We start from the raw sequence: 22,377 nt of genomic DNA on the forward strand, positions 1-22,377 counted from the left end.
AGGGTTTCGTCCGTGGGAGTCTCAGTCGGTCTAAGACTCGCCGGACGCAACATTCCCGTCACGGTGGACGGTACTCGGGTCTGTGCGCTGTTCTTTGGGACTTTCGTGAGAGCGTGGTGACTCCGACCATCCGTGGTCGTCCCACTCGAACCGTGCTCGAAAACGCTGGGCGTTTTCGGCATCCCGGAAATCTGTGATTTCCGAGGACACGGGCCGTGCCATCGGCCTGACTGCCTGTTCTGTGTGCCGTTGACGAGACGCTAAGCGTCTCGTTCGCCAATCAGAGCTCTCCGAGTTCTGATGACGCTTCAGGAACGTTTCTGAGGCTGTAAGGTCGGCGTGCCCCTCGAACCCACATGGACAGGTGAGCGTGTCCTGATGCCGTGTCGTTCGGTCTGTCGAACCACATTGCGGGCACTCTTGGCTGGTCCACGCCTCTGACCGCACTTCGACCGCGATCCCGTATTCTTCGGCGGTACACGCCAGTCGCTCGGTGAATTGCTTGAATGCCCAAAAGTTGTGCGTCTTGGCGTTCACCCTGACCGACCAGTGCGTTTCGAGTACGTCGGTCAAGCCACCGATATACACGGTGTCTACACCCTCGGCGTACAGTCGGTCCAGCAGGTTACGACACAGTGCGTCTTGTGCGTGGTCCCGGCGACGAGTCCGTTTCCGGTACAGTCGCCGGATACGCTCGCTACTGTATCGGCCTTCCCGTAGTCGTCCGGAAGACTCCGTCTTCCGTGATTCCGAGAGACTTCGTCTCTCGGGCAACTTGGACTGTAACTCGGCAATGTGGCGGGTCGTGTCACGGAACCGCTGGAATAACTCGCGGCCTTCGTACAGGTATTGCTCGCCGGTCGTGGTGGTACAGGCGACGCGATCGCTTGCACCAATATCCAGAGCGGTCATCAGACTACGTCTGATGGGCAACCAGAAATCTCCGATTTCTGGTGACGGCCTTCTGGTCGGCCAGTGGAGTGTCCCGTGCATCAGTAATAGTCACGGGTTGCGAAGCTCGGAAGGTGCTGTCAGTCTCGTCGTACCACAGGTCCAACCGGCCTTGGTCCTCGTAGTCGGGCCAATTCGGGTCGCCAGCGATCTCCAGCCGGAGACGCCCGGTGTGGTCGTATCGGTCTTTCAACTCACTCCCGACAAGTATCTCAAGTCGGGACCGCTCGCCCCATTCGACAGTGTACGACGTGTTGCGAATGACGCCTTTGAGTACACGCCCATCGTCCTCGTTCCCACGGAAACCCGGCGGTTCTGGGTGCTCCGTGACCGACGTATTCGACTCGTTGTGGTACTTGTTCTTCGTGTCGAAGAACCCGCGCCATGCTTCGCTGTTTTGCGTATCACCTGTTGGGCGGTGGACGCGCCGAGAACGCCTTTGTATTTGCCTTCAACTTTGCCGGTACCGGCGTCCCATACGTCGCCCTCGAAGCCGTCTTCGTCGTTGTACCGCATGAGACGCTGGTAATTGACCTCGTTCCAGAGAGCGGCGGAAGCGTCCAACAGGTCCCGTAGCAGTTGCTCACCATCGTCGGAGAGCGGTCGCACGGCGAACGTGTTGGTGCGCTTCATGCCACAATTGTTTTCACGTCTGTCTGTCAAACAAGTCTCGTGCGACAATGCGACCAGCAATAGATATTTCACATGGACTGCACGGACGGGTGAAAGACTACGCCGAAGCAAACGACCTGTCGCTCGATGAAGCGTATATCGAGGTGCTGGAAATGGGACTCGAAACGTTGGAGACTCAAGACCAGCAGTAACGCGACGGTTTCCCACGGGAGCTTACGCGATTCACGCCCGCCCTGTTCAGTCCTCGGTTCCGACAGAATGTCGGAACGCTCCTCCCTCACGGGAAGGGCGGGGACTCTCTCGCTGTTACAGGTAGTTTTCTGTCGCTGGCGCACATAGTGTGGGTATGTCCGAGTGGACGACGGTGCAGATGCCCGACCTGTCGGGCGAGACAGTGATCGTCACCGGCGCGAACAGCGGCCTCGGGTTCGAGGGCGCACGGGCCTTCGCCGACGCGGGGGTGAGGGTCGTCATGGCCTGTCGCAGCGTCGACCGTGGCGAGTCCGCGGCCGCGGAGATCCGCCGCGACGTGCCCGACGCCGACCTCTCCGTGATGGAACTGGACCTGGCCGACCTCGACAGCGTCGCGACCTTCGCAGAGGCGTTCACCGACGCCCACGACGACCTGCGTGCGCTCTGTAACAACGCGGGCGTGATGGCGATTCCCCGGAGCGAGACCGAAGACGGGTTCGAGATGCAACTCGGTGTGAACCACCTCGGCCACTTCGCGCTGACCGGGCACCTGCTGGACACCCTGCGCGGGACCGACGGCGAGAGCCGCGTCGTCACCCAGTCCAGCGGCCTCCACGAGAACGGCGAGATCGACTTCGCGGACCTCCAGAGCGAGCGCGACTACGGCAAGTGGGACGCCTACGGTCAGAGCAAACTGGCCAACCTCCTCTTTGCCTTCGAGTTGGATCGTCGGCTCGACGCGGCCGGTGTCGACGGCGTCACGAGCGTCGGCTGTCACCCGGGCTACGCCGACACGAACCTCCAGCGTCGCGGCCCCGAACAGGCCGGCTCGACGCTCCGGCTGGCGATGATGAAAGTCGCCAACGCCGTCTTCGCACAGGACGCCGCGACCGGCGCGCTCCCGATGCTGTACGCTGCCACCGAACCCGGCGTACGGGGCGGCGAGTACGTCGGGCCGAGCGGGTTCATGAACATGCGCGGCCCGCCCGCGGCGGACACGCCATCTCGGCGCTCCCGCGACCCCGACCGTGCCCGCCGGCTCTGGGAGGTCTCCGAGGAGCTGACGGGCGTGACCTACGACCTGCCCGAAGCGACTGCGGCCGCCGGGGACTGACTTTTCGGGCTCGTCGTCGTAGTCGGTGGCATGGCCGACAGCCGTGACTCCCTCGCGGCGGCGCTCGAACGGATCGCGACCGAACTCCGGACCGGAGAGGCGACGCTCTAGGGCTACCGAATCCAGCGCGAACCGTCCGCCGGCGAACGTGGCGGGGTGGACTACTCCGGCGGCTGGCTCGCCTTCGAGATCGAACACCCCGAGAGCTGGCTCGATTCCGAGTGACTCATTGGCCGGGACTCGGGGTGTCCGTCGGCGTTCCGGTCGGTGTGTCGCCGAAGTTCCCGGTGCCGGTCGCGAGGTCGTTCAGGACAGAGCCGATCCGGTTCAGTCGCTGGGTCTCGCCCTCGATGCCGTGACGCCGGGCGAGGTACTGCGGGTCGTTGTAGGTCACCTTCGTCTGTCCGCCGTCGTCCCAGACAAGCAGCTTCTGCGGGAGGTCGATGGCGACCGAGCGGGCGTCCTGCATCAGCGGCGTCCCAACGTCGGGGTTGCCGACCAGCAGGAGGCGCGTCGGCGGGAGGCTCCGGTCGACCGACGCGGCGTTCTCGGCGTGATCGACGGTCGCCAGGAGCGTCAGCGGACTCCCCGCCACGTCGCTCTCGATCCGCTGGACCGTGGCGTCGACGCTCTCGTCGACGGTGACGGTCACGAGCCCGGGATCCATCCGGCCCTCGCCGCTCGGTTCCTCTTCGGTTTGCTGTTCCCCGTCGGTCGTGGTGGTGTCTGCCTGTGTCATCTCTGTCGCTGTCGGTGTGCCCGTCGGTGACGGCTGGCTCTCGGGGCCGCCACAGCCGGCGAGGCCGCCGACCGCACCGACACCGAGGAGACGGAGCAGTGTTCGTCGATCCATCCACTCACGGGTACCGCATCGAAACAGTTTGTTACGCGACAGCTACCCGCCGGGCGGGTCCGGAGAGCGACTCGACTTCCGGCGGCGGTCGGCTCGCCGCTGCTCAACCCTCCAGCGTCCGGCGGAGTTCCGCCTCGTCGACCCGGAACTTGAACTTGGGTGTCCCGTCGACGAGGACGTAGGGGACGCGTTCGCCGTACTCCTCGCGGAGGTCGGGGTCGTCGTCCACGTCGATCTCCTCGATCTCGACCGCAACCGCCACCTCCTCGGCCACCGCCTCGATGGTCGCGAGCGCCTCGTCACAGAGGTGGCAGTTCTCCCGGGAGTAGACGGTGACTTCGGGCATGCGCGAGTCTGGGGTCGCCGCCGGGATCAATCTTTCAGCTTCCCGTTGAGGACTTTCGCGGCCACGAGGATCGGGTCCCAGACGGGACTGAACGGTGGGGCGTAGGCCAGGTCCGCGCGTTCGAGTTCGCCGACGGTCATGTCCGCTTCCAGCGCGGTCGCGACCGTGTCGATCCGGACGGCGGCGCGGTCGGTCCCGACGATGGAGCCCCCGAGCAGGCGCTCGCTCTCCCGGTCGGCGACGAGCGTCACCGCCGTCTCGGCTGCGCCGGGGTAGTAGCCCGACCGCGACCGGGTGGTGATCGTCTCGCCGACGGGCTCGAAGCCGGCGTCGCGGGCTCCGTCTTCGAGCAGGCCGACTCGGCCACACTCCTGCTCGAAGGCCTTGACGACGGCCGTCCCCGCGATGGAGCCGACCGTCGTGGGATCGCCCGCCACGGTCGCGCCGACGGCCCGGCCCGCGCGGTTGGCCGTCAGTCCGAGCGGGACCCACGCGGACTCGCCCGTGACGGTGTGCTCGTCCTCGGCGCAGTCCCCGGCGGCGTAGACGCCCGCCACGCTGGTCTCGCCGTACTCGTCGACGGCAACTGCTCCATCCTCGCCCAGTTCGACCCCCGTCCCGTCGAGCAGGTCCGTGTTCGGCCGAACCCCGACTCCGACGACTGCGAGGTCGATATCGAGCGCGGTGCCGCCCGCACACTCCAGGTGCTCCACGCGGTCGGCACCTGCGAGCCGTGCGACTTCCTCGTCGAGGTGGAGCGTGACGCCCTGCTCGCGGAGTTCCTCGGCGACCGCCTCGCCGACGGCCTCGCCGAACGGGGAGAGCAGGTAGCCCGACCGCTGGAAGACGTGCACGTCGAGGCCGTGGGCCGACAGCGCCTCGGCCATCTCGACGCCGACGTAGCCACCGCCGACGATGGCCGCCGTCTCGGGCGGGGTCATCGCGCCGAACCGCTCGACGCGCTCGCGGTCGACGAAGTCCTCGCCGCCCACGTCCGCGAGCGCGTCCTCGCTCGGATCGAGCAGGAACGCCCGGATCGCGGCCGCGTCGTCCAGTCCGTGCAACGGGAAAGCCCCGTCCAGTCCGCTCCCCTCGATGGGGTCCGTCACCGCCCGCGCGCCGGTCGCGACCAGCAGGTCGCCGTAGGACTGCTCGAACTCGCCGTCCGGACCCTCGACGGTAACCGTGCCCGCGTCGGGATCGACGGCGACGACCTCGTGACCGCGCCGAAGGTCGATGCCGCGCTCCTCGATCTCCGCCGGCGTCAGCGAGAGCAGGTTCTCCAGTCTGTCGACCTCGCCTTTGACGAAGTAGGGCTCGCCACAGTGGGCGTACGAGACCCACTGGCCCTTCTCGAAGACGACGACTTCGCGGTCGGGAGACTCCCGTTTGCACTTGCTGGCGGCGCTCAGTCCGGCGGCGTCCCCGCCGATCACGACGAATGGCTCGGGCATGGTCTCCCATTCGGGGGCCAGCACATAGGCTTCGGGTGAGCTACTCGTAACTCCGGGGCGGGACGTACAGCGCCAGGGTCTTCTGGGGTCGGTCGCCGGTGTTCTCGATCTCGTGAGTCTCGCCGGCCTCGATGCAGACGAGATCGCCGGCCCGGAGCGCGACCGGCTCGCCCTCGACGACGGCGCGCCCCTCGCCCTCGATCACGTAGAGCCACTGGTCGCTTCGCCCGTGGTGGTTGTCCGGCCCGCCCGTCGACTGGCCCGGCGAGAGCGTCATGACGGCGGCCTGTGCCGTTTCGGTCTCTCCTAACACGTCGAACCAGCGATCAGACTCGACACGCGTCCGCTTCATACACCCCGCTTCGACGGAGAGGGGATTGGGCCTTGTGGACCCTTTTTCAGCCACTGAAAGAGCCTATATATACCTCTCTTCACACACCGAGAACACGCTTGCGTACTTATGACCGTGTAGGGACGTGATCGATGTATGACCGACTCCGAAACCACCAACGAGACCGTGCCGACGACGGCGTACCTGCCCGACCACTTGCTGGCTGGCGGCCAGGCGGGGATTCCTACCGTCCGGACCGTCGAAGATCGGACCGACGACGAAGAGACTGACGACGAGGCGAGCGACACCGACAGCGATCCGACCGCGGAGTTCTGCCGGTCCTGGCGGCGTCACCGCTCCGGGTCGGGCCCGTTCCCGTTCTGAGGGCGGTCGTGGCCGTTCCGTCAACCGGTATCAGACACTGAGAACCGAATGAGGGTATTTATCCGTCGATCCTGTCAGAGCGTGTATGGCAACTCAGGAACGCGGGTCTACGAGCGGCATCGATTTCTCACAGGAGATTCTGGAGGGGAAAGAACTCGACGAGGCGGCGCTCCGGGACGTGCTCTCGAACAATATCCGACAGATCATGAATTCGACGGGGGCGGCGATGCGGATTCTGGACACGGGCTTCAACGTGGTGTTCGAGAACGACCAGATGGTCGAAATGGGCGGCGTCGAGGCCGAATCGAGCGAACTCGTGAACTGTTACGACCAGTTCTGTCACCCGGAGGTCTGCGGGACGGACAACTGTACGCTGAAACAGGTCGTCGACGAGGGTAAAGACGAGATCCGGGTCGAAGTCGAGAAAGAGAGCTACGACGGGCGCGTGATCCCGACCGAACTCGTCGTCAAGCCGATCCGGGACGAGGACGGCGACGTCGTCGCCATCAGCGAGACCTTTCGGGACATCTCGGACCGGAAGGACGCGACCGAACGGATCAAACGGGCCGTCGACGAGCTGAAAGCCACGTCACACGACGTGGCGGACAACTCCGGGGAGATCAGCACCCGTGCGGCAGACCAGCTCGACGCAATCAGCGAGATCGCAAGCGAAGTGTCGAGCCTCTCGGCGACCGTCGAAGAGGTGGCCGCCACGGCCGACGAGGGCAGTTCCGTCAGCGAGCGCGCCAAGCAGCGAGCCGAGACGGGGCAGGCGGAGGCGACCGACACGATCGAGATCATGGAGCGGGTCGAAGACGAGGCCGACGCCGTCACTCGGGACGTCCAGGCGCTCCGCGACAGCATCCGCGAGATCGACGAACTGGTCGACGTAATCAACGACATCGCGGACAAGACGAACCTCCTCGCACTGAATGCCTCCATCGAGGCCGCACGTGCGGGCGAGGCCGGCGAAGGGTTCGCCGTCGTCGCCGACGAAGTCAAATCGCTGGCCGAAGAGTCACAGAACCGCGCGACGGAGATCGAGGACATCGTCCAGGAGATCCGGACGAACACCGAGGAGACGGTGACCAGCCTGGAAGCGACGAACGACGTGATCCAGACCGGCGCCGAGAAGGCACGCAGTTCCGGCGAGACATTCGAGGATATCGTCGCGACCGTCGAGGACGCCTCCGACGGGATGGAGGAAGTCGCCGACGCGACGGACGACCAGGCCGCCAGCACGGAAGAGATCGCGAGCATGGTCGACCAGACCGCAGACGACTTCCAGGCCGTCGCCGACGACGCCGAAGTGATCGCCAGCGTGAACGAGGCACAAACCGCGGAAGTCGAACGGATCAGCGAGCAGGTCGACCAGCTGAACGCCCTGGACGTCCAGACGGACCTCTGAGGGCTCCTGTAGCCGGCAGGCGGTCGTGACGCTGACAACCTGCGACCGCCCGCTCAACAGGCCGGAGTCGCCGGGCACCGATTCACTCTCTCAGTCGTCGGCCTCTGTGGGCTCAGAGTCGCCCAACCGCTGTGAGAGCAGGTAGCCGAGGCCACCTGCGCCGCCGATGGCAGCCGAAATCCCGAAGCCGGGGCCGCTTTCGCTCGTCGCTGTCCCCTCTTCGGTCTCGCCGCCGGCCGTTCCGTCGCCGCCGTTCATTCCGTCGCCAGTGGCCGTTCCCTCTGTCGTGTCCATTCCACTGTCAGTGGCCGTTCCCTCTGTCGTGTCCATTCCACTGTCAGTGGCCGTTCCCTCGGTACTCTCCGTACCCTCGGTCCCGTCCATCTCGCCGCCGTCCGTGCCGCCGACGGTGCCGGCCGCCGGGAGTTCCTGGCTCGCCGGGACCGACAGCTGCACCTCCGAACCACCGGCGATCTCGATCCCTGCGTCGTCGTCCGAGGGCCGGTACAGCGATCCGCCGAAGAGCTCGTTGACTTCCGCCGAGGTGAGGGCGTCTTCGCGGGCGCTCATCGCCACCCGGAGCCGGTCGCCGGCCGCGAGGTGCGTGTGGACGCCGAACAGTTCGAGATCGATCTCGCCGGCCTCCGTGACCGCGAGCGGCGTCACCCGCTGTTTGATCGTCGTGGCCTCGCCGTCGCGGACGCGCTGGAGCGCGACGAACAGGTGGCTCCGGCCGTCGCCCGTCGGCGTGACGTCGAGCTGGAGCGACGGGAGCCCGAGGATCTCCGTCTCGTCCTCGATCTCGATGTCGACGCTGGCGACGTTGCCGTCCGCACCGCCGAGCTGGACCGGCTCGGCGAAGGTCCCGCTCGTCGACCGCTCGGGATGTGGTGGGAACTCCTCGGCGGCCACGAACTCGTCGGCGGATTCGTCGTAGTAGTGCAGCGTCGAGACGTCGAGGTCGCCGTCCTTGAGGTGTGCCTCCTGCCACTGCAGTGCCACCTGCCCGACGAACTGCCGGGACGTCTCCGACCCCGGTGGGTAGTCCTCGGGCTGGCCGAGGATGTGCGTGCCGTCCTGGCCGAGCAACAGGGTCGTCTGACTCCCGTCGGTCTGGAGCTTGCGGAAGTTGCGCACCCCCTCGTTGATCGGGAACAGCTGGTCGGTCAACTCGGGGATCACGAGCGCGGGCGTGTCCTCGATCGCGTCGTAGCTGACCGGGGAGCGCTGTCGGTAGTACGACCGGTCCTCCTCGGTCATCCGGCCGCGTTCGAGGATGCCGCTGGTCGTCTCGGAGTTCTCCGCCGCGACGTTGCCGGTCTGTGCGCCGAATTCGAGCGCCTCGATCCACCCGCGCTTGATCACGCCGTTGGGCGCGAGCGACTGTGCGAGGTTGTTCCAGGTCGCCCGTGGCACGATCGAGTCGAGCCGGTCGTCGACCGACGCCGTCCGCAGCTGGATCCCGCCACCGTAGGAGGTGCCGTCCATCCCGATCCGTGGGTCGTCCTCGCCGTCGGTCAGCACCGCGTCCTGCTGGGCCAGGTAATCGATCAACGCACTCGCGTCCTGCCGTTCGAGTTCGCTCGTCGAGTTGACTTCGCCACCGGAGCCGTCGGTGTCCCCTCCCTGCCCGAACCCGCGGGACGTGTACGCCAGTACGACGAAGTCGTTGCTCGCGTACACCTCCGCGAGTGGCTGGAGATCCGTCTTGCTCCCGCCCCAGCCGTGGGTCATCAGGATGGCGGGGTGGGGCCCGTCGGCGGTCGGTTCGTAGAACGTCGTGTCGAGTTCGGTTCCGTCGAAGGATTCGATACGCCGCTCCTCGCTCTGGAAGGCGTCCTCGTCGGTCTGTAGCGCCGCGACCGGATGCGCGAACGGATCGATCGCGCCACTCCCGACGACTCCCAACCCGGCAGCAGCACCGAGATACTTCAGCACGTCCCGCCGTGTCGCTGCCAGCAGTTCGCTCTCGTCTACCATACCATCAGTGCACACTCACAAAACACATTTCAAACTTTGGGGGGATTGTAAAGGCTCGTACATAAAGCACAACCGTGCAGGTAAGCGTTCTCCCGGACAACGACCAACAGTGTAACCGATCTCTGCCGTTCGTGCGAACAGTGTATGCTCCAGGGGAGTGGATTCGGTCGTCGGCCTCGCTCCCGAGGTCGCTCACTCTGTCGTCGAGGCGGGGACACTCCGTCGCACGGATCCAGTCTCCAGTCTCCAGTCCCCCGTCGGTCTCTCAGTCTGAACCAATGCAGTCAAACGCGGTGGCTCGCTAGTTGCGGGCGATGAACGTACGGTTTCTCGGTGGCGCTGGCGAGGTCGGCCGCAGCGCGATCCTGATCGACGACTCCCTCCTGCTGGATTTCGGGATGAAGACGGCCGACCCACCCCAGTTTCCCGTCGAGACGCCCGATCCCGACGCCGTCGTCGTCTCCCACGGCCACCTCGACCACGTCGGTGCGATCCCAACCCTGCTCTCCGGTGATCGCCGTCCACCGATCCACTGGACGCCCCCGACGCGGGAGTTGACGCTGACGCTGGCCCGGGACACCCTGAAACTGCACGGCGGCACCTACGACTGCCCGTTCACCGAAGAAGAGGTGCGGCGGGTCACACAGGTCTCGGAGACACACGGCTACCGCGATCCATTCGAGGCGGCCGGCTACGAGATCACGCTCTACGACGCGGGCCACATCCCCGGGAGCGCTCACGTCCTGATCGACGATGGCGAGACCCGGCTGTTCTACACGGGCGACTTCCACACCGCTTCACACCGAAGCGGCGAGGCCGCTCCGGGCCGCACGAGCCGGGGTGACCGGTCGTTCCGCGGACAACGACTCGTCCCGGGAACGACTGCTCGCCCGGACGCGGACGCAGTGATCTGTGAGAGTACCTACTCGGACGTTGCACACGAGGCCCGGAGCGCCGTCGAGGAGCGGTTCGCCGAGAGCGTCAAGACCACCATCTGGGAGGGCGGCACCGTCGTCGTTCCCGCCTTCGCCATCGGTCGGACCCAGGAGATGCTCATGATCTGTGAAGCGTACGACATCCCCTGCTACGTCGACGGGATGGGGACCGACGTGACCGAGATGGTGCGCCGCCACGCCGGGTTCGTCCGCGACGCCGACGCCCTCAAGCGGGCGACCAGCCACGCTCGCTTCGTCACCGGCCGCGACGGGCAGCGAAAGCGCATCGCCGACGAAAATACGGCAATCGTCACGACCAGCGGGATGCTCTCCGGTGGCCCGGCGATGACCTACATCCCCGAAATCCGGGACCGACCGGTCAACAAGATCGCCATGACGGGGTACCAGGTCGAGGGGACGCCCGGTCGCGAACTGCTGGAGACCGGCAGCGCCGAGATCGACGGCCGTGTCATGCCCGTCGCCGCCCAGGTCGAACAGTACGACTTCTCGGCCCACGCCGACCGCCACGGTCTGTTGGCCCTGCTCGATTCCTACCGGGACACGTCGGTGCTGATCGACCACGGCGACCGCTGTGGGGCCTTCGCCGACGAACTGGCCGCCGACGGATTCGACGCGAGCGCGCCCGAAATCGGCGAGCAGCTGTCGATCTGACTCACTCCGGCCCGTCGCCGTCGATGTCACCGTAGGCGGTCGCGTAGCCGGCCTCCTCGCGCTGGCCCCCGTCTCCCCCCTCGCGCGCACGGAGGTTCTGCCGGGTGAACTGCGGTTCGGCGCTGATCCCAGACCGCTTCCGGAGCGACAGGTACAGCAGCGCGAGCGCGACCGGTGCGCCGAGCGCGGCGACGGTGGCGGCGGTCCGGTCGCCGGCGACGAACAGGACGAGCGCGGCGAACACCGAGCCGACGAACCCGAGGCCGAGGACGGCCTGCTTCGCGAGCCGGTCGAACAGCCCGTTCTCGTCGCCCAGCGCCGTCCGGACGGTGAGGTCGTCCCGGTTCGCGCGGTCGAGCGTGCGCTCCAGTTTCGGGCCGGTCACCAGAAGGGCCTCGGTGGTGGCCCGCAACTCGTCGCCGGCGCGGTCGAGCAGTTCCCGGACGCCCCGGCTCGCGTACCCCTCCGAGCGAACGTACTCGGTGACGAGTTCGATCAGGTCGAACTCGGGGTCGAGCGTCCGGCAGACCCCCTCCAGTACTGTCGTGATCCGGACGATCAACGCCAGGTCCTGTGGGAGGCGGAGCGGGAACTCGTACAGTTCCGCCTGGAAGTCCGCGACGAGTTGCTGGACGCGGTACTGGTCCACGTCCCGGCCCCGGAAGCTCTCGATGACGATCTCGAACATCTCCCGCAACAGCCGTCGATCCGCGGTCGGGTCGAGCGCGCCCATGGCGACGAACGAGTCGATGATCCCGTCCACGTCGTCCCGGGCGATGGAGACGTAGAAGTCGAAAATCTGGGACTGGAGGCGCTCGTCGACCGTGCCGGTGATGCCGAAGTCGTAGAAGACGATGGTGCCGTCGGCCTGGACCGCGAGGTTACCCGGGTGCGGGTCGGCGTGAAACACACCGTCTTCCAGCACCATCTCGATGTAGGCCTGAAAGAGTCGTTCGACCAGGGCCTGCCGGTCGACGCCCATGGCGTCGAGTCGATCCACGTCGGTGATCTTCGTCCCCTCGACGTACTCCATGGTCAGGACGCGTGACCCGGAGTGGGAGTCGATTGGCTCGGGCACCCGGATGCGCGCCTCGTCCGCGAAGTTCTGCCGCACGGTTCGAAGCATCCGGGCCTCGTGGACGTAGTCCATCTCCTCGCGGATGGTCGCCGAGAACTCGTCGGCGAGATTTTCGAGGGTGAACGCCTGTCCCGGTTCGGCTCCCCGGATCAGGAGCGGCGTCAGCGTCTCGATCACCCGGAGGTCGGCCGCGACGCGCCGCCGGATGTTCGGCCGCAGGACCTTCACCGCGACCCGCTGGCCGTCCAGTCGGGCGGTGTAGACCTGCCCGAGGCTCGCGCCGCTGATCGGTTCGGTGTCGAAGGTGTCGAAGGCCTCGTCGACGGGACCGAGTTCGGCCTCGAGTATGGGCTCGATCTCGTCCCACGCGGCCGCCGGCACGCGGTCCTGTAGCCGCTGGAGGACGACGATGTACGGGCCGGGGAGCACGTCGGGCCGGGTCGAGAGGATCTGACCGACCTTGATGAACGTCGGGCCGAGCGCCACCAGCGTGTCCAGCAGTTCCTCGGCGCGGTCGACCTGCGTCTCGGGGTCGACCTGTCGTTCGCGCCCGAACAGGAGGAAGCGCCGTCGGTCCCGGGCGTACGCGAGGACGAGCGGGAGGAACTGCCGGACGACGACGAGGAGTCGCCAGGCGACGCGGAGGCGGAGCCAGCTGTCGGCGGTCGTCCCACCGGCCGTCCGGTCGTCGCCGCTGGCGCTCGGTCCACCGTCGTCGGTCGCGGTGCCGTCCGAACCGGGGGCTGATCGGGATCGCGCCGACGCGTCCGGTGTCGCCTCCGCGTCCGAATCGGCCATGTTGTCGTCGGTAAGGGGGCCCCACTAAAGCCCGTGGTGGTCGGCCGCTCGCACGTTCGGGGACTCCTCGTTACGCTCGGATCTCCCTACTCCCCCACGGCGTCCGGACGAACGCGGAACCGGTTGTAGCCGCCGTGTGAGAGTTCGAGCGAGTCGAGCCACCAGTTCCACCGCTCGACCAGCCCGTAGTCGTCCGGGGCGTCCTCGAGGTTGTCGACCACGGCGTCGACGGTCAACTCGAAGCCCAGTTCGGCCTCGATCTTCCCGGCGTCGGCGAGGTCGCGGGCCTGTCGCGCCACGACGCGCCGTGCCTGCTCGGTCCCCCCGAAGACCGCTCCCAGTTCACGTTCCAGCGAATCTCGGTCCACAGGCGAAATCCGGACCGGACACACTTGACCTTCTCGAAGCCGTCTCGGATCAGATCGGTGCCTGCGTCGCCGTACTCGCCACGAGGAACCACGTGATCAACACGGCGTTGACGAACGCCCCCGTCCAGACCCGCCCGGTCCGGTGGTAGAAGTACGTCGAGAGCAGTGCCGCCGCGGTCAACACCGGCAGGAACGACAGCGAGACGATGGCGTACAGTGCCAGCGGCGGAATCGCGAGCGCGTGATCCAGCAGGAGCGGCACGTACTGGACAGCCACGAGCAACACGAACCCGCCGACGACGATGGCGGTGTTGGTCGCCATCGCCCGCCGGAGCGACGTGGTGGTCGCCGGCGTTCGCAGGCGGCCGTGCAGGAGGACGCCCAGTGCCACGAAGAAGGCCCCGAACACCGGCAGGTAGACGAGGAACGCCCCGACGTGCCACGGTTGGAGCAGTTTCAGCGCGACGAACCAGACCCGGTAGTCGACGTTGAACAGCGTGTCCACGGCGAAAAGCGACAGGTACACCGCGCCGACGACCGCGACGGCCACGCCCAGCGCACGGGTGACCGCGCCGCCGTTCTCGCCGGTCGCCAGCCCGTACCGCGCCAGCGCGTCGCCGTCGCCGTCCCGGCGAACGTGCCAGATACCGACGAAGGCAACGGCGACGAGCGTGTTCACCAGCGCCCAGATCGCCACGCCGTTGGTGATCGTCTGGGGGAAAACGGCGTTTGCAGACAGCACCTGGTCGCCCAGGATCATGGCGGGGTAGTAGGTCAGCGCCGGGAGCATCGCGGCGACGGCGGCGTTGGCGTACCACCAGCCGGTCCGCTCGGTGAGTGCGCCGGGGACGGTGTCGACCGCCGCCGCGAACGGGTCACGGTCGAGCAGGCGGCTCCCCGCCGGGAACACGAAGAGGACGGCCCCGAACAGGGCCAGCAGGGTCCCGACTTCCTTCCAGTACCACACCTGGTTCGTCGGGCCCAGATCTGTCTCGGTCGGGACCGTCTGCTGGAGCCACTCGACGGAGTCCGCGACCACCGCCCGCGAGAGGTGTGCCCCGGGGTGAGTGGTCGCCGGCGTGGTCAGCTTTCGGGCCGACCCCGATTCGACGTCGCCGTAGACGCGACCCTCTTCGACGGGGCCGTCGGAGCCGAAGATGGCCTTCGTCTTGGCCGCGTTCCGGACCCCCGCGTTGTCGGCCGCGGGCGCGCCCCACATCAGCCAGTGGAACTCGTCGTACTCGGCGAAGACGACGCCGACGTTCCGCGGGAAGGTCGCGCTCCCGTTGGGCGCGGTCGCGTTCGGGATGGGGAAGCCGGGGATCGGTCCCGGCCCGGACCCCTGGTAGAGGGCCGCGTCGTACTTCCGTGGGTGGACGGCCGCGGCGGCGGTGATGGCCCACCCGCCCATCGAGTGGCCGCTGATCGCGATGGAGTCGTTCGCGACCATCGAACGCGACTGCAGGTACGCCAACCCGTCGGGGCCGCCGAAGGCGTTGGCGAACGCCGGCGGCTCGGAGCCGCCGTGGCCCGTCTGGTCCAGCGCCAACACGACGTAGCCGCGTCTGGCGTACTCGGTCGCGAACGGTGCCTGGACCTGCTTCGTGTTGATGTACCCGTGGACGGCCAGCACGCCCGGCGCGGGGTTCTCCGCCGAGACGCCCTCGGGGACGTAGAGGTGCCCCGACATCGTCGTGCCGTTGGTCCCCTCGAACTGTACGTCCTGTACTGCGACCGAACCACCCGCCGTGTGCCCCCAGTAGCCCAGTGCGCCGCCGCCGAACACCAGGACCAGTGACAGCACGAGCAGTCCGACTCGCTCGTCTATCTTTACCTCTACCATGGGTGGTAGCGGGAAACAAAGTAACAAAACTATTTCCATTGTTCATCAAGAACTGGCAATCCACATCGGATGTAATAGCACGGTCGTGACCTGTCGGCTCCGCTGGGGGTGGCCGGGGCAGGTGCGTTCCGACGGGCTTTTTATTCGGCACGGTCTGGATTCGGGCACCAATGGCAGATTTCACCGTCGTCGTCGCGGACCCCGAGAGCGGCGACACCCACCAGATCGACGTGGATGGACAGGACGCGAACCGCTTCATGGGCCGTGAACTCGGCGAGGAAGTCGACGGTGGCGCCGTCGGCCTCGAGGGGTACACGCTCGAACTCACCGGCGGCTCGGACAACGCGGGCCGACCGATGCGGCCCGACGTGCGGGGCCCGGCACTGACGTCGCTGCTCTCGGACGGCGGGACCGGCTTCGAGCCGACCCGTGACGGCGAGCGCAAGCGCGTGACCGTCCGCGGTCGCGAAGTGAGCGAGGAGGTCCGGCAGATCAACGCCAAGATCACCGAGCGCGGTTCCACAGACGTCGTCGACCTGCTGGGCGACGGCGACGACGAGTAGCGTGTCCGACCGCCTCCCGAGCGATCACGACGCCGTCGAGACCCACCGGGCCAGCCTCGAACGCGTCGGCCGGACCGACCGCCCGAAAGTCGTCGTCCCCGACGACGCGGCGGTTCCGACCGACGAGGTGGTCCGCGTCGTCGTCGACGGCCGAACCTGCCACGCTCGTGTCGAGACGAGCCTGCAGGGCGACCCCGAGATCACCGGCGCCTACGACACGCCGACGCTCGCGCGAGACCCGGGTGACGGCGAGAACCGCCTCGAAACGTGGGTCGCGGATGCCGACGTGACCGTCGGCGGTTCGGTCCTGCTGGACGTGGTCACCGAGGGATTCAAGTACGGACTGCGTGCGCCCGGCGAACGGACCGTCTACGAGGCGACCGAAGCGCCCAGCGACAGCCTCTCGTCGATCGCAGACGACCTGACCGAGTGACCGCGAGTGCCCGACGGCTCCGGATCCGATACGCGCACAAACGTTTTGACTGTCTACGCACTGGCAAGTGTACGGGAACCCGTGCGCGAAACGCTCAAGACTCGGCCACGCGTACTGACGCCACTCTCTCCCTAGCATGTCGGAATCAGTGATTGCGGACTTCGTGGGCAAGTTCAACGCCAGCGCCTCCGAGCGCAGCGAACCGGCGACGGGGCGGGTCCTCCTCAGTCAGAAACGGCTGGTGCTGGCCGCCGACGCCGGTAAGACCACGATTCCGCTGTCCTCGATCTTCGACGTGGCCGTGGGACACGTCCCACAGGACCTCGGGGAGTTTTTCGACTCCACGGTGACGATCGCCTTCCGGAAGGGCGACCACCGCCACGTCGCCGCCGTGGAGGCCGACGACGACAAGATCGAGAAGTTCTCCACGGTGCTGTTCAAGGCCCTGCTCAACGGGACGACCATGACGGTCAAACACCCCGCGCGGCTCGGCGGTCGTGTCACCGACGCCGCCTTCCACCCCGCGAAACTCTACCTCAAACCGCGGATGGTCCGTTTCAAAGGTCCCGACTCGACGTTCTCCGTCGACCTCTCGACGGTGACGAGTTTCGAGCGCAGCCAGCGCGAGGTCGACGGGAAACCGCGGGAAGTGCTGTCGGTCCGGCACATGCAGGGCGGCCAGGCGATAACCTCCCTCGCGGCCGTCGACTCCGGCCGGAAGATGTCCATTCTCGGCCGGTACCTCCGGCTGGAGTACAGCGACATCGTCGCCGACCTCAAGGACATCTCCCTGTCCGAAGACGAGACGGAACTGCTGGTCGCGGTCTACTCGACCGGCCCCGAGGTCTCGCTGGCCAAGGTCGTCGACGTCGAACCCACACAGGTCGAGATGCTGCTGGGCGACCTCCGTGACAAGGAACTGATCGCCGACGGACAGGCCGAGACGGAACTCACGGCCAAGGGTCGCATCGTCGTTAGCGACAAACTCGAAGACGTCAACACCTGAGCACGGGTCACTACCGGTCGTCCATCACGTCGCTGGCGATGTGCCGGCCGCGGGCTTTCATCCGGACCTCCTTGCGCACCCGGACCTCCTCCAGAATCTCGAGTTCGATCAGCCGGTCGTACACCTCCTCGACCTTCTCGACGTCCATCCCGACGAAGTTGGGGATCTCGAACGGCGAGACACCGGAGTACAGCGCCATCAACACCTCGTGTTCCCGCTCGCTGAGGTCGGCGTTGACTTCAGCGCGCTGTTCGCCCTCCCGGAGCAGACTCCGGAGGAAGACGGTGTGGCGGCGCGTCCCGGAGATGTGGGTCTGGACGCTCGTCCCGTCGTCCTCGGTGTGTTCGACCTCTAGCACCAGACGTTCGTCGTCCATGACCGTCCGATTCCCCTCGTCGACGCCGCCGATGTCGTCGAGGGGAATCTCGACGAACTGGCCGTCTGAGATGGCGAGTTCGACGCGTTCGTCCCCGATCTTGAGCCGGCCTTTCTTCCACTGGGTGTCCTGCACGACGCCGCCCTCGACGGCGGGGTGTTTCGCGAGGATGACTTGCTGGTTGAGCAGGGCGCCGTAGAGCGTGTTCTTGAACGCCTCCGTGTCGTTGGGGGCGACCAGCGTCACGTCTTTGCCCACCTGGAGGGAGATGTAGCCCGACACCCGGGCGATAGTCTGGTTGACGTCGATCCGGCCCTTGAGGCCGTCGACCTTCGAGAGCGGGATGGTCCGTTTGCCGTCGTTGCTGACGAGGACGATCCGCTTGTTCGAGAGGATGATGCGGCCGCTTTGCCACTCGATGTCGTTGAGTTTCCGGCCGTCCTTGACGACTCGTGCGAACTTCCCCTGGTCGTCGGCTAGCTTCTGTTCACCCTCGCTCATGCGTCCTGATCGATCTATCGGATTTTTCGCTCTCGGCGAGTATTAACCTTCCTGCCGTACGAACTGCCGATACGTGGCTCACTGGACCCCCCGTCCCCCGAGCTTCGAGATGGCCGAGAACGCCTTCTTTCTGAGCTGTTCGCTCTCGGTCTGGTCGATGAGGTCGTCCAGACGCTTGCGCGTGCGCTCGCCGCCGACCTTTCCGAGGGTGAACACCGCCTGTGCGCGGACGTTCTCGTCGTAGCCCGTGTCGTCGACCACGTCGAGCAGACGGCTCTCGACCTGTTGCCCGCCGATCTCGGCGAGGCTCGTCGAGGCGAACTGGGCGGTCATCTGGTCCTCGTCCTCGAGTGTCTCGACCAGCGCCTCCACGATCCGGCCGTAGCCACTGCTGTTCTGGTCGGCGACCCGGCCCAGGAGCCAGGCGGTGTTGCGCCGCTGGCGGTTCTGGGTGCTCTCCTCTAGGATGTCGATCATCGGCACGAGGACGCTCTGGTCGTCGGTCCGGTTGAGTTGTTCGACGACGGTCTCGCGGATCTCGTGGCTCTGGTCGGTCGGCACGTTCGAGAGGAGTTCGATGATCGAGTACACCGCCGTCCGGCGGACAGAGGCGTCGTCGTCGCTCAGGGCCCCGACCAGTCCCTCGACCGGGCGGGAGTTGCCGAAGTTGCCCATCGCGCCGACGGCGATCCGGCGGATCGGCGCGCGCTCGTCGTCGAACATGTCGAGTAGCGCGGTCAGCGCCTGCCGGTTGCCGATGGCCCCCAGCGCCTCGGCGGCCTCCCGACGCACCTCGGCTTTCGGGTCCGACAGACGCTCGATCAGGGCGTCGGTCGCCCTGGCGTCCTCCAGTCGGCCGCAGGCGCGAGCGACCCGCGCCCGGACGCGGTGGTCCGAATCGTCGAGCGATTCCAGGAGTTTGGGCAAGATGTCCGTCTTCCCGAGTTCGCCCAGCGCGTTGGCGGCGGCCATCCGGAGTTCCGGCACGTCGGCGGTGAGCGCCTTGGCGAAGGCCTTTGCCTTGGCCCAGTCGGCCTGCTGGTCCTCGCCGAGATCGAGGCCGGCCATCTCCGCGATCAACTCCTCCATCGCGTCGGTGCCCAGTTGGTTCAGCGCGTCGATGGCGGCGGCGGTCACGCGGTCGTCGTCGGCCGACTGGGCCAGGCCCACCAGCGGCGTCACCACGTCGTGACCGTCCAGCGTCTCCTCGTCGAAGTCGCCGAGGATGCCGGCGGCGCGGGCCTGCACCTCCGGGTTGTCGCTGGTCCGGATGACCGATTTCAGTTCCTCGACCTGGCCCTCGCGTTCGAGCTGGTAGAGTGACATTACGCTTTGGAGTAGATACGGTGGCGCTTGTCGAACGGTTCGAAAGTGTCCCGACACTCGTGGGGGAGCGTCTCGGTCATCCCGATGACGAGGAAGCCGTCGCCCCGGAGCGACCCCTCGATGGTCTCGAAGATGGGTACCTTGTACTCCGAATCGATGTAGATCAACAGGTTCCGACAGAGCACGAGGTCGAAATCGCGCTTGGGGTCGCCCCGGATGAGGTCGTGGTTCTCGAACTCGACGAGGTCTTTCACCCGGTCTTTCACCTGGAACCGGTCGCCGTCCTGCTCGACGTACCCCGTCGAGTCGTCCAGCGGGGCCAGTTCCTCGCCGATGTCGGTCGTCTGTGAGGTCTCGTAGACCCCCCGGCGGGCCACGTTCAGCGAGTCGTCGCTGATGTCGGTGCCCAGAATCGAGAGGCGGCGCGCGTTGATCTCCGGGTCGTCCAGCGCGAGCATCGCGAGCGAGTACGGTTCGCGGCCGTCGGCACACGGGGCGCTCCAGGCCCGGACCGATCGGCGCTCGTCGGTCAACCGGCGGAGGACGTCACGGATCCCCGTCCACGCTTCGGGGTTGCGGAAGAAGCCGGTGACGTTGATCGACAGCGAGTCGAGCAGACGCTCCTGCTCGCCGTCCTCCGTGGTCAACTGGTCGCGGTACTCGGCGTAGCTGTCGGCGTCGGTCCGGCGCATCCGGGCGGTGATCCGCCGGTCGAGGTAGGCGTCGTTGTAGAAGCCGGTCTCGAACCCGACCTCGCGCTGGATGTACCCGAGCAGGTCGTCGAAAGCCTCGCGGGACTCCTGTCTGCTGTCGGTCATCTCAGAGAGTCACCACGTCGAGGATGTGGACGATGTTGCCATCGCCCAGCACTGCCGTGCCCGAGAGGCCAGGCGTCCCGCTGAGGATGCCCTCCAGGGGTTTGACGACGACTTCCTCCTGCTGCGTGACGGCGTCACACTTCAACGCGACCTGTCGCTCGGACTCCCGGATCCGGACGAGCATCCCGTCGCCGTTGGTCTTGGCGTCGGGCACGTCGAACGCCTCGGCGATGTCGACGATGGGGTAGATGTCGTCGTTGTGTTCGATGACCTGCTCGCCGTTGACGAGCTTGGTCCCGTTCATCTGACTGATCTCGTCGATGTTCTTGATCGGGACGCCGTACTGCTCGTCGCCGACCTGCACGAACAGGACCTTGACGATGGCCATCGTCACGGGCAGGCGCAGGGAGACGGTGGTCCCCTCGCCGGGCTCCGAATCGACCGACACGGAGCCGTCCAGTTGCGTGACCGTGTCGTGGACCACGTCCATCCCGACGCCGCGGCCGCTAGTGTCGGTCACTTCCTCCTTGGTCGAGAGGCCGGGGTGGAAGGCCAGGTCGTAGATCTCGCCCTCCTCCATCCGCTCGAGTTCCTCTTCGGTCCGGACGTCCTGTTCCAGCGCCTGCTCGCGGATGTCCGCCACGTCGAGGCCTGCACCGTCGTCCTCGACCTCGATGATGACGTGGTCGCGCTCGCGGGTCGCCCGGAGTTCGACGGTCCCCTCGCGGGGTTTCCCCTTCCGTTCGCGTTCTTCGGGGGGTTCGATCCCGTGGTCGACCGAGTTCCGGAGGATGTGCATCAGCGGGTCGGAGATCTCGGTGAGGATCGTCCGGTCGAGTTCGATGTCCTCGCCCTCGATCCGGAAGTCGACCTCCTTGTCGAGTTCCCGCGCCAGGTCCCGGACGAGTCGCGGGAATTTGCCCACGACCTTCTTCAGCGGGATCAGGCGCATGTCCATCACCGTGTTCTGGAGGTTGGCGCTGATCTTGTCCAGTTCGTTGAGGTTCTCCCCGGCGGCGTCCATGTCGCCGTCGGCGACGGCCCGTCGGAGCTTGATTCGGCTGGTTACGAGCTGTTCGACCTGGCCGTGGAGTTCGTCGAGCCGGTCGACGTCCACGCGGACGGACTTGATCTCGTCGACCGAAGAGTCCGTCGACGCCGCCGTCTCACCGCTGTCGGTGCCGCCGTCGTCGTCGTCGGCGAACTCGTCGACGTGCTCGACGGCGAAGGCGTCGATCTTGGAGACGCTGTTGAGACTCCCTCGGAGGACGTCGGTGTCGGGGGCGTCGACGAGCAGGTCGAACCCACCCTCGTACTCGCCGTCCTCGATCTTCGCCCGCGGGGGCTCGGCGGCCAGCAACCCGAAGGTGTCGGCGACGGCCTCGACGGCGAGCATGCCGTCGACGCCGAGCATGTTGCTATCACCGATCTCGACGCGGACGTGGTAGGCTTCGTCGGCGTCGACGGTCGCGTCCGCGAACACCGAGGTGTCGACCGTCACGTCCGTGTCGTCGTCCGCGTCGTCGTCGGCCGGTTCGCTCGCGTCCTCGCCCGCGCTCTCGGCGGTGTGGTCGTCGACTTCCGCGGCGTCGTCGCCGGCCGTGTCACTCCCGTCGCCACCGGCCGCCTCGGGTCCGTCTTCGAGGACGCCCCGGATCTCCGCGACCATCTCGTCGGTGTCGGTCGTGGACTCGCCGTGCTCTTCGATCTCGCCGACGATGACCTCGATCTGGTCGACGCCCGCGAAGATCATGTCCATCACTTCGGGGGTGACCTCCATGTTGTCCTCCCGCATCTCGTCGAGGAGGTCCTCGATGGCGTGGGCGAGGTCGCTGGCGTCCTCGAAGCCCATCGCGCCGAAGTTCCCCTTCAGTGTGTGGGCCGTCCGGAAGATCGACTCCATCGCCTCCTCGTCTTCCGGATCGGACTCCAGGGCCAGCAGGGAGTTGTTCAGTTCGGTGATCGCTTCCTCGCTTTCGCGGATGAACGCGTCGAGATACTGGTCGTCCATGAT

General features: G+C 66.7%; 19 protein-coding genes and 1 pseudogene. 7 read left to right on the forward strand and 13 right to left on the reverse strand.

Annotated features, from left to right (window positions below):
• Window positions 1–30: 30 nt before the first annotated feature.
• Window positions 31–1,584 (reverse strand): annotated as a pseudogene (locus EAF64_RS15685) (RNA-guided endonuclease InsQ/TnpB family protein).
• A 346-nt stretch (window positions 1,585–1,930) separates the two neighbouring features.
• Here EAF64_RS15685 and EAF64_RS15690 point away from each other — a divergent pair.
• Complete coding sequence (locus tag EAF64_RS15690; protein ID WP_129069938.1) at window positions 1,931–2,890, forward strand: oxidoreductase; 960 nt, start codon at window positions 1,931–1,933, stop codon at window positions 2,888–2,890.
• Between the two features lie 226 nt (window positions 2,891–3,116).
• Here the strand turns inward: EAF64_RS15690 and EAF64_RS15695 are convergent, their stop codons facing one another.
• The 4 genes from EAF64_RS15695 to EAF64_RS15710 all read right to left on the reverse strand — a co-directional run bounded on the left by EAF64_RS15695 (window position 3,117) and on the right by EAF64_RS15710 (window position 5,895).
• On the reverse strand, window positions 3,117–3,743 hold the full coding sequence (locus EAF64_RS15695) for a DUF302 domain-containing protein (protein WP_227739017.1): 627 nt from the start codon (window positions 3,741–3,743) through the stop codon (window positions 3,117–3,119).
• Window positions 3,744–3,846: 103 nt separating this feature from the next.
• Complete coding sequence (locus tag EAF64_RS15700; protein ID WP_129069939.1) at window positions 3,847–4,089, reverse strand: glutaredoxin family protein; 243 nt, start codon at window positions 4,087–4,089, stop codon at window positions 3,847–3,849.
• A gap of 26 nt (window positions 4,090–4,115) precedes the next feature.
• Entirely contained in the window at window positions 4,116–5,543 is a 1,428-nt protein-coding gene (locus EAF64_RS15705) for an FAD-dependent oxidoreductase (protein WP_129069940.1), read from the reverse strand.
• A 40-nt stretch (window positions 5,544–5,583) separates the two neighbouring features.
• Window positions 5,584–5,895 carry a cupin domain-containing protein gene (locus EAF64_RS15710; protein WP_129069941.1) on the reverse strand — a complete coding sequence of 104 codons (312 nt, stop codon included), beginning with the start codon at window positions 5,893–5,895 and terminating at the stop codon, window positions 5,584–5,586.
• A 135-nt stretch (window positions 5,896–6,030) separates the two neighbouring features.
• Here EAF64_RS15710 and EAF64_RS15715 point away from each other — a divergent pair, with 135 nt between their 5' ends.
• Both EAF64_RS15715 and EAF64_RS15720 read left to right on the forward strand, forming a co-directional pair.
• Window positions 6,031–6,258, forward strand: a complete 228-nt coding sequence (locus EAF64_RS15715; RefSeq protein WP_129069942.1) for a hypothetical protein — start codon at window positions 6,031–6,033, stop codon at window positions 6,256–6,258.
• Between the two features lie 85 nt (window positions 6,259–6,343).
• Window positions 6,344–7,666, forward strand: a complete 1,323-nt coding sequence (locus EAF64_RS15720) for a methyl-accepting chemotaxis protein (RefSeq protein WP_129069943.1) — start codon at window positions 6,344–6,346, stop codon at window positions 7,664–7,666.
• 90 nt (window positions 7,667–7,756) lie between these two features.
• Here EAF64_RS15720 and EAF64_RS15725 read toward each other — a convergent pair whose 3' ends face one another.
• Window positions 7,757–9,646 (reverse strand): S15 peptidase family protein, encoded by a 1,890-nt coding sequence (locus EAF64_RS15725; RefSeq protein WP_129069944.1) that lies wholly within the window; start codon window positions 9,644–9,646, stop codon window positions 7,757–7,759.
• Window positions 9,647–9,960: 314 nt separating this feature from the next.
• Between EAF64_RS15725 and EAF64_RS15730 the strand changes: the two genes are divergently transcribed.
• Window positions 9,961–11,253, forward strand: coding sequence for an MBL fold metallo-hydrolase (locus tag EAF64_RS15730; protein ID WP_129069945.1), 1,293 nt, complete (start codon window positions 9,961–9,963; stop codon window positions 11,251–11,253).
• 1 nt (window position 11,254) lies between these two features.
• Here EAF64_RS15730 and EAF64_RS15735 read toward each other — a convergent pair whose 3' ends face one another.
• The 3 genes from EAF64_RS15735 to EAF64_RS15745 all read right to left on the reverse strand — a co-directional run bounded on the left by EAF64_RS15735 (window position 11,255) and on the right by EAF64_RS15745 (window position 15,340).
• Complete coding sequence (locus EAF64_RS15735; RefSeq protein WP_129069946.1) at window positions 11,255–13,129, reverse strand: ABC1 kinase family protein; 1,875 nt, start codon at window positions 13,127–13,129, stop codon at window positions 11,255–11,257.
• 86 nt (window positions 13,130–13,215) lie between these two features.
• Window positions 13,216–13,497: a hypothetical protein gene (locus EAF64_RS15740; RefSeq protein WP_129069947.1), complete on the reverse strand. Its 282-nt coding sequence runs from the start codon at window positions 13,495–13,497 to the stop codon at window positions 13,216–13,218.
• A gap of 49 nt (window positions 13,498–13,546) precedes the next feature.
• On the reverse strand, window positions 13,547–15,340 hold the full coding sequence (locus tag EAF64_RS15745; protein ID WP_129069948.1) for an alpha/beta hydrolase family protein: 1,794 nt from the start codon (window positions 15,338–15,340) through the stop codon (window positions 13,547–13,549).
• A 170-nt stretch (window positions 15,341–15,510) separates the two neighbouring features.
• Between EAF64_RS15745 and EAF64_RS15750 the strand changes: the two genes are divergently transcribed.
• From EAF64_RS15750 to EAF64_RS15760, 3 genes are all read left to right on the forward strand, one after another.
• Window positions 15,511–15,903, forward strand: a complete 393-nt coding sequence (locus tag EAF64_RS15750; RefSeq protein ID WP_129069949.1) for a 30S ribosomal protein S6e — start codon at window positions 15,511–15,513, stop codon at window positions 15,901–15,903.
• A 1-nt stretch (window position 15,904) separates the two neighbouring features.
• The gene (locus tag EAF64_RS15755) at window positions 15,905–16,336 is read left to right on the forward strand and encodes a DUF7112 family protein (RefSeq protein WP_129069950.1); all 432 of its coding nucleotides are present in this window, start codon (window positions 15,905–15,907) and stop codon (window positions 16,334–16,336) included.
• A 148-nt stretch (window positions 16,337–16,484) separates the two neighbouring features.
• On the forward strand, window positions 16,485–17,342 hold the full coding sequence (locus tag EAF64_RS15760) for a CheF family chemotaxis protein (protein ID WP_227739018.1): 858 nt from the start codon (window positions 16,485–16,487) through the stop codon (window positions 17,340–17,342).
• A 10-nt stretch (window positions 17,343–17,352) separates the two neighbouring features.
• Here EAF64_RS15760 and EAF64_RS15765 read toward each other — a convergent pair whose 3' ends face one another.
• The 4 genes from EAF64_RS15765 to cheA all read right to left on the reverse strand — a co-directional run bounded on the left by EAF64_RS15765 (window position 17,353) and on the right by cheA (window position 22,374).
• Window positions 17,353–18,219 (reverse strand): CheF family chemotaxis protein, encoded by an 867-nt coding sequence (locus EAF64_RS15765; protein WP_129069952.1) that lies wholly within the window; start codon window positions 18,217–18,219, stop codon window positions 17,353–17,355.
• A 78-nt stretch (window positions 18,220–18,297) separates the two neighbouring features.
• Window positions 18,298–19,545 (reverse strand): HEAT repeat domain-containing protein, encoded by a 1,248-nt coding sequence (locus tag EAF64_RS15770; protein WP_129069953.1) that lies wholly within the window; start codon window positions 19,543–19,545, stop codon window positions 18,298–18,300.
• Window positions 19,545–20,363 (reverse strand): CheR family methyltransferase, encoded by an 819-nt coding sequence (locus tag EAF64_RS15775; RefSeq protein ID WP_129069954.1) that lies wholly within the window; start codon window positions 20,361–20,363, stop codon window positions 19,545–19,547. The genes EAF64_RS15770 and EAF64_RS15775 overlap by 1 nt, the downstream gene beginning before the upstream one ends.
• 1 nt (window position 20,364) lies before the next feature.
• Window positions 20,365–22,374, reverse strand: coding sequence for a chemotaxis protein CheA (gene cheA, locus EAF64_RS15780; RefSeq protein WP_129069955.1), 2,010 nt, complete (start codon window positions 22,372–22,374; stop codon window positions 20,365–20,367).
• Window positions 22,375–22,377: the final 3 nt, after the last annotated feature.

It is taken from the genome of Halorientalis pallida (assembly GCF_004118325.1).
Taxonomy (GTDB): Archaea; Halobacteriota; Halobacteria; order Halobacteriales; family Haloarculaceae; genus Halorientalis; species Halorientalis pallida.

Coding starts and splice junctions, on each gene's coding strand:
- EAF64_RS15690 (WP_129069938.1), top strand. CDS start 1,931: ATGTCCGAGTGGACGACGGTGCAGATGCCCGACCTGTCGGGCGAGACA.
- EAF64_RS15695 (WP_227739017.1), bottom strand. CDS start 3,743: ATGGATCGACGAACACTGCTCCGTCTCCTCGGTGTCGGTGCGGTCGGC.
- EAF64_RS15700 (WP_129069939.1), bottom strand. CDS start 4,089: ATGCCCGAAGTCACCGTCTACTCCCGGGAGAACTGCCACCTCTGTGAC.
- EAF64_RS15705 (WP_129069940.1), bottom strand. CDS start 5,543: ATGCCCGAGCCATTCGTCGTGATCGGCGGGGACGCCGCCGGACTGAGC.
- EAF64_RS15710 (WP_129069941.1), bottom strand. CDS start 5,895: ATGAAGCGGACGCGTGTCGAGTCTGATCGCTGGTTCGACGTGTTAGGA.
- EAF64_RS15715 (WP_129069942.1), top strand. CDS start 6,031: ATGACCGACTCCGAAACCACCAACGAGACCGTGCCGACGACGGCGTAC.
- EAF64_RS15720 (WP_129069943.1), top strand. CDS start 6,344: ATGGCAACTCAGGAACGCGGGTCTACGAGCGGCATCGATTTCTCACAG.
- EAF64_RS15725 (WP_129069944.1), bottom strand. CDS start 9,646: ATGGTAGACGAGAGCGAACTGCTGGCAGCGACACGGCGGGACGTGCTG.
- EAF64_RS15730 (WP_129069945.1), top strand. CDS start 9,961: ATGAACGTACGGTTTCTCGGTGGCGCTGGCGAGGTCGGCCGCAGCGCG.
- EAF64_RS15735 (WP_129069946.1), bottom strand. CDS start 13,129: ATGGCCGATTCGGACGCGGAGGCGACACCGGACGCGTCGGCGCGATCC.
- EAF64_RS15745 (WP_129069948.1), bottom strand. CDS start 15,340: ATGGTAGAGGTAAAGATAGACGAGCGAGTCGGACTGCTCGTGCTGTCA.
- EAF64_RS15750 (WP_129069949.1), top strand. CDS start 15,511: ATGGCAGATTTCACCGTCGTCGTCGCGGACCCCGAGAGCGGCGACACC.
- EAF64_RS15765 (WP_129069952.1), bottom strand. CDS start 18,219: ATGAGCGAGGGTGAACAGAAGCTAGCCGACGACCAGGGGAAGTTCGCA.
- EAF64_RS15770 (WP_129069953.1), bottom strand. CDS start 19,545: ATGTCACTCTACCAGCTCGAACGCGAGGGCCAGGTCGAGGAACTGAAA.
- EAF64_RS15775 (WP_129069954.1), bottom strand. CDS start 20,363: ATGACCGACAGCAGACAGGAGTCCCGCGAGGCTTTCGACGACCTGCTC.
- cheA (WP_129069955.1), bottom strand. CDS start 22,374: ATGGACGACCAGTATCTCGACGCGTTCATCCGCGAAAGCGAGGAAGCG.